This is a genomic window from Kitasatospora sp. NPDC059088, assembly GCF_042738155.1.
Classification (GTDB): Bacteria; Actinomycetota; Actinomycetes; order Streptomycetales; family Streptomycetaceae; genus Kitasatospora.
Genome location: NZ_JBHYGR010000254.1, coordinates 1 through 4,830, shown reverse-complemented (window position 1 = coordinate 4,830; position 4,830 = coordinate 1). Strand labels below are relative to the sequence as shown.

Genomic DNA, 4,830 nt, shown 5'->3' with positions numbered 1-4,830 from the left:
CCCTCACCGGCCGGCGCGCCGCGCTGCGGCCCGCCCTGGCCGCGCTGCGCGCCGAGCCGGCCGAGCCCGCCGGCACCGCCCTGCTCGGGGCGCTGGCGGCGCTGGCCGCCGCCGGGGGCCAGCCCCGTACGGCGGTGCGGCTGGCCGGGCGCTGCGTGCGCCGGGTCTCGCCCGCCGAGGCCGGTACGGAGGTGCTGGGCGCGGCGATGGCCTACGCCTGGACGGGACGGCTGGACGAGGCGGCCGCCTGGGCCGGCCGGGCGGTCCGCTCCGCCCGGCGCTGGAACCACCGCGGCGAACTGGCCCTCGCCCTGCTGGCCCGCTCCGACATCGCCCACCGGCAGGGCCGGCCGGACGCCGCCCTCGCCGACGCCGAGCAGGCCGCCGACCTGGCCCGGCAGATCCGGGCCGAGGACCTCGCGGGCGCCGCGCTGGCGCTGGCCGTCCGGGCCCGGCTGCGCCGCGGCCTGCCGGTGGACGCCGCCGCGCTGGCCGGGGTCGACCTGCCCGCCGAGGCGCACCCGCTGCTGCGCGCGGTGCTGCTGGAGGCCCGCGGCCTGGTCGCCGCGCACCGCGGCGACCACCAGCAGGCGCTGCGGCTCTTCCTGGAGTGCGGGCACCAGCTGGCCGCCCGCGGCGTGGCCGATCCGGCCTGCGTGCCGTGGCGCGCCCACGCGGCCCAGGCCTACCAGGCGCTCGGCGAGCACGCCGCCGCCCGGACCATCGCGGCCGACCCGCTGCCCGGCGGCGACGCCCGGCCGCGCCCGGCCGAGGAGCGCGGCGGCCCGGCGATCGGCACCCGGGACGCCGGCCCGGTCCGGCTGACCCCGAGCGAACGCCGGGTCACCGAGCTGGTGCTGCAGGGCCTGAGCAACCTGGAGGTGGCCGAGCGGCTCTGCCTCAGCAAGCGCACGGTGGACACCCACCTGGGCCGGATCTACCGCAAGCTGGCGATCAAGGGCCGGCCCGAACTGGGCGCCGCGGTCAAGGCGTTGTGACCGTGGCCGCGGGCCGGGCGGGCCGTCCGACGCGCCCGGCCGGCTCAGCCCGCCGCCACCAGCCCGAACTCCGCGCCCCACGGGTCCCGCAGGACCGGCGGCTCGTCCGAGCCCGGCCGCACCAGCCGGGCGCCCAGCCGGACCGCCCGGTGGACGGCGTCCGCCGGGTCGGCCGCGCCGAAGTGCGGCAGCCAGCACGGACGGCCCTGGTCGCTCTCCACCACGCGGGCGTGGGCGAAGCCGTCCAGGGTGAACTCCCCCTCCGTGCCGAGCCGGTAGCCGAACAGCGGCCCGTAGAACGCCTCGGCCTGGATGGCGGACGGCACCCGCAGCTCGTGGCCGCAGATCGCGCCCGGCTCGTCGGCGAGCACCACGCCCTCGGCCCGGGCGCCCTCCCAGAAGCCGACCGTGACCCCGGAGGAGTCGACGGCGAGCAGCAGCCGGCCGTTCTCCCCGGCGGGCACCGGGGGCATCACCACGCGTCCGCCCAGCCGGCCGACCTGGACGCAGCAGTGCTCCGCGTCCTTGGTCGCCAGGTAGACGTTCCACGCGGCCTGCGGCGGCAGCCCGACCGGTGCGGCGCCGAACCCGCCGATGACCTCCCCGCCCAGCACGGCCAGTTGGTAGTCCGGCGACTCGGTGACGAACTCCCAGCCGAACAGCGCCGCGTAGAACTCCCGGCTGCCGCTCAGATCGGGAGTGATGCAGTCAGCCCAGCACGGTGCGCCGATGGCATAGCCGGTACGTCGAGGCACGAGTCGTCCTTCTCCTTGGTCATGGCGTGATCGATCAGTCCGGCGGCCTCCTCCGCCCCGCTCACGCCGGGCAGGTGCAGGCAGTGGGTCGGTGCGTCGGCGAGCAGTCCCGAGGACCCGGCCGGCCAGGTCCTGGTGGTGAACTCCCATGGTGCCAGCCGCACTTCCTCGTCGTCGCTGCGGCACAGCCGGACCAGCGCCGGCGGGGCCAGCCGGGCCCGGACCGGGACGACCGGCCCGAGGCTCTCCGGCCGCACCAGCAGGACCTCGCCGCCGACCGGCGAGGTGACGGTGCGCCAGGTGCCGTCCGGCAGTCCGGCGCCGCGCAGCCAGGCCGCGGCCGGCCCGCGAGCCTCCAGCGGCGCGAGGTAGGGCAGGACGTGCCCGGTGCGGCGGTCCAGCACCAGCAGCCGTCCGGAGACGAACTCCCAGGAGCGCTGCGCCAGCGCGGCGCCCACGTTGGCCTGCTCCGAGTACGGTCCGCCGAGCAGCGCCACGGTGGCGCCGCCCTTGGCCAGCACCACGGCGGGGGCCAGGCAGAACCGGTCCTGGAGGGCCGCGAACGGCGGCACCGCGCCCGGGACGTTGCCCCAACCCCGGAAGGTGCGGCGCAGCAATGGCGTTCCGTCACTGCGGCGCACCAGGAAATCGCCGGGCGCGTCCTTCCCCGGTGAACGGGAGAATTCCACCCGCAGTTGGTCGGGGTCCCGGGAAATCCCGGTGAGGTGCGGCCCGAAATGGAACGAGATCTCGTCGCGGTCGGCCTGGACGAGGGCGATCTCCGAGCCGAAGAAGTCCAGCACGATCGGTTCGATAACCGGCACTGTCGCTCCTGGCGGATTGTTGCACGTTCAATTTATGCGGCGGTCCGGAGTTCCGCCGACGGGCCTTCCCCGCCGTCCGGCCGGACTGCTCGTCGGCCGGTGGTGGCGGGGACGGCGTCAGGTGCCGTGGCCTGCGGAAGCGGCCGTCAGTTCCAGTGCCAGTCGGCCGGGGTCGCGGCACCCTGGAGCATCTCCGACCGGGACGCGCGGAGGTGGGCGGTGAGGCCGTTCGTGAACTGCTGCACCGAGGCCGTGGCCGGGCCGACGGCCGGTGCGGAGCCCGGCGTGGCGTACGCGGCACCGGCCAGGACGCCACCGGCGAAGGCGGCGGCGACGGCGGAGACGGCGGCGGTACAGGCGAGCTTGCGGTAGGAAAGCAGCATGAGGGTCCCCCAGGACGAAGTGCGGTGCGGAAGCGGGTGCCGGCCAATTCACCGACCTGATCGGTCGGCCGTCGGTGATGACGGTCCGTAATCATCGGCGGGCCCGGTCGGGGAGCTCGCGGCTTCCCGACAACCGAAAGTCTGGAGGATGCCGAGGGCCGCCGGAAGGTGTTCGGGGCGGCAGGAAGATCGCGGTGGCACCTTGGTGCCATTGCCTTCTCATTACCCTTATCCCGGCCGGTCGATCCGGAGCCCCGAAAGAAACGCTTCCGCAGTTGTCCTGACCTGCCCGTCCTGGCATGATCGGGCAGCGGACTTGTCCGGCCGAGCGCCGGAAAACCGGTACCGGCTGCGGGGGAGTGGTGCGCCGATGACGCGGGGGATCGACGATGCCGCGCAGGCGGTCTATCGACTGATGCTGACGGATCCTCAGCTGGATGTCGAGGGGTTGGCCGACAGACTCGGCCTCGGCGGGGCGCAGGTCCGCGCCGCGCTCGACCAGCTCGCCGACCTGCGGCTGCTCCGCCCCTCCGAGGTCGAGGCCCCGGGCACGCCCTCCGGCGGCCTGCGGCCGGTCGACCCGCGGGTCGGACTGCCGGCCCTGCTGCGGTACTACGAATCCGTCCAGCAGCGCGCCCAGCTGGAATTCGAGCGGCGCCAGGCCGAGATCTCCGGCATGCTCGCCCAGTTCCGCGACGAGTCGGCCGAGGACAGCCAGCTGGAGCGACTGCTCGGCATGGCCACCGTGGCGGCGCGGATGGAGGAGCTGGTCAGCTCGGTCCAGGACGAACTGCTCACCTTCGCGCCCGGCCGCGCCCGGCCCGCCGCCTCCCTCCAGGCCAGCCGCCCCGACAACGAGGAGCTGCTGGCCCGCGGGGTGTCGATGCGCACCGTCTACCTGGACGCGGTGCGCAAGGACCGGGCCACCGTCCTGCACGCCGAGTGGCTCACCGGCCTCGGCTGCGAGGTGCGCACCGTGCCCGCGCTGCCGCTGCGGATGCTGGTCATCGACCGGCGGGTCGCCCTGGTCCCGATCGACCCCGCCAACACCCTCAAGGGTGCCGTCCAGATCTCGTCACCGGGCGTGCTCACCGCCCTTGTCTCGCTCTTCGACCAGACCTGGTCCGACGCCACCCCCTTCGGCGCCCCGCGCGAGCGCGACGAGGAGGGCCTCACCCGCCAGGAGCAGGAGCTGCTGCGCCTGCTCGGCCAGGGCTACACCGACGAGGCGGCCGGCAAGCACCTCGGCATCTCGCTGCGCACCACCCGCCGGATGATGGCCGACCTGATGGACCGGCTCGGCGCCCGCAGCCGCTTCGAGGCCGGTCTGCTCGCCGGCCGGCGCGGCTGGCTCTGAGCCCGTCACGCCCCGCCCCGACCGGCCTCCGCACGGGCCCCGCCCGGGCCGGCGCCGGAGCCCGCCGGAATCAGCCCTTTTCGGATGTTCTGTGACGGGATCGTCCCGTGACCGCCGGGGTGGTTGGTGCACCGGGGGTCGGTGATCACCTTCGATCTCCATATGATCGGAAGCCACGATGGTCGGTCTGTACCGACCTTCGTACGTACAACCAGGGAGCGGTTCGGGTCGTCTCCCTGAGTGCGGTGCGCCAGATCGTCCGGGGCGTCGCTTCCGTCGGTGAAAGGTACGCGCATGGCAGGTCGCAGGGGCGAGAGCCCGGCTCAGGGCGAGGACGCGCCCGGGGCACTCCCCGAGGACGGTGCGGCGGGCGGCGTGCCCGGGCCGCGCTCCGGCGGCCGGGCCGAGGCCCGCCGCGCCGCCCAGGGCCAGGGCTGGCTCGTATACCCAGCTGACGCGGCCGACGACAAGGCAAGTGTAGATCTCGGGGGGCGCCGGCTCATTAAACCACGT

5 protein-coding genes are annotated in these 4,830 nt (G+C 75.1%); 2 read left to right on the top strand and 3 right to left on the bottom strand.

Annotation, left to right across the window (positions count from 1 at the left end; all coding sequences use genetic code 11):
* On the top strand, positions 1–998 hold a 998-nt coding region (locus ACFWXO_RS44840), incomplete at its 5' end, for a LuxR C-terminal-related transcriptional regulator (protein ID WP_380532892.1).
* A gap of 44 nt (positions 999–1,042) precedes the next feature.
* Here the strand turns inward: ACFWXO_RS44840 and ACFWXO_RS44835 are convergent.
* The 3 genes from ACFWXO_RS44835 to ACFWXO_RS44825 all read right to left on the bottom strand — a co-directional run bounded on the left by ACFWXO_RS44835 (position 1,043) and on the right by ACFWXO_RS44825 (position 2,960).
* Positions 1,043–1,753, bottom strand: a complete 711-nt coding sequence (locus ACFWXO_RS44835) for a VOC family protein (RefSeq protein WP_380532890.1) — start codon at positions 1,751–1,753, stop codon at positions 1,043–1,045.
* Positions 1,687–2,577 carry a hypothetical protein gene (locus ACFWXO_RS44830; RefSeq protein WP_380532888.1) on the bottom strand — a complete coding sequence of 297 codons (891 nt, stop codon included), beginning with the start codon at positions 2,575–2,577 and terminating at the stop codon, positions 1,687–1,689. The genes ACFWXO_RS44835 and ACFWXO_RS44830 overlap by 67 nt, the downstream gene beginning before the upstream one ends.
* Before the next feature lie 146 nt (positions 2,578–2,723).
* The gene (locus ACFWXO_RS44825) at positions 2,724–2,960 is read right to left on the bottom strand and encodes a hypothetical protein (RefSeq protein ID WP_375892852.1); all 237 of its coding nucleotides are present in this window, start codon (positions 2,958–2,960) and stop codon (positions 2,724–2,726) included.
* 370 nt (positions 2,961–3,330) lie between these two features.
* Here ACFWXO_RS44825 and ACFWXO_RS44820 point away from each other — a divergent pair, with 370 nt between their 5' ends.
* Entirely contained in the window at positions 3,331–4,317 is a 987-nt protein-coding gene (locus tag ACFWXO_RS44820) for a LuxR C-terminal-related transcriptional regulator (protein ID WP_375892854.1), read from the top strand.
* The last annotated feature ends 513 nt before the right edge of the window (positions 4,318–4,830 follow it).

What these genes read in the sequence shown, in the direction of transcription:
- ACFWXO_RS44825 (WP_375892852.1), bottom strand. Translation starts at nt 2,960, where the DNA reads ATGCTGCTTTCCTACCGCAAGCTCGCCTGTACCGCCGCCGTCTCCGCC.
- ACFWXO_RS44820 (WP_375892854.1), top strand. Translation starts at nt 3,331, where the DNA reads ATGACGCGGGGGATCGACGATGCCGCGCAGGCGGTCTATCGACTGATG.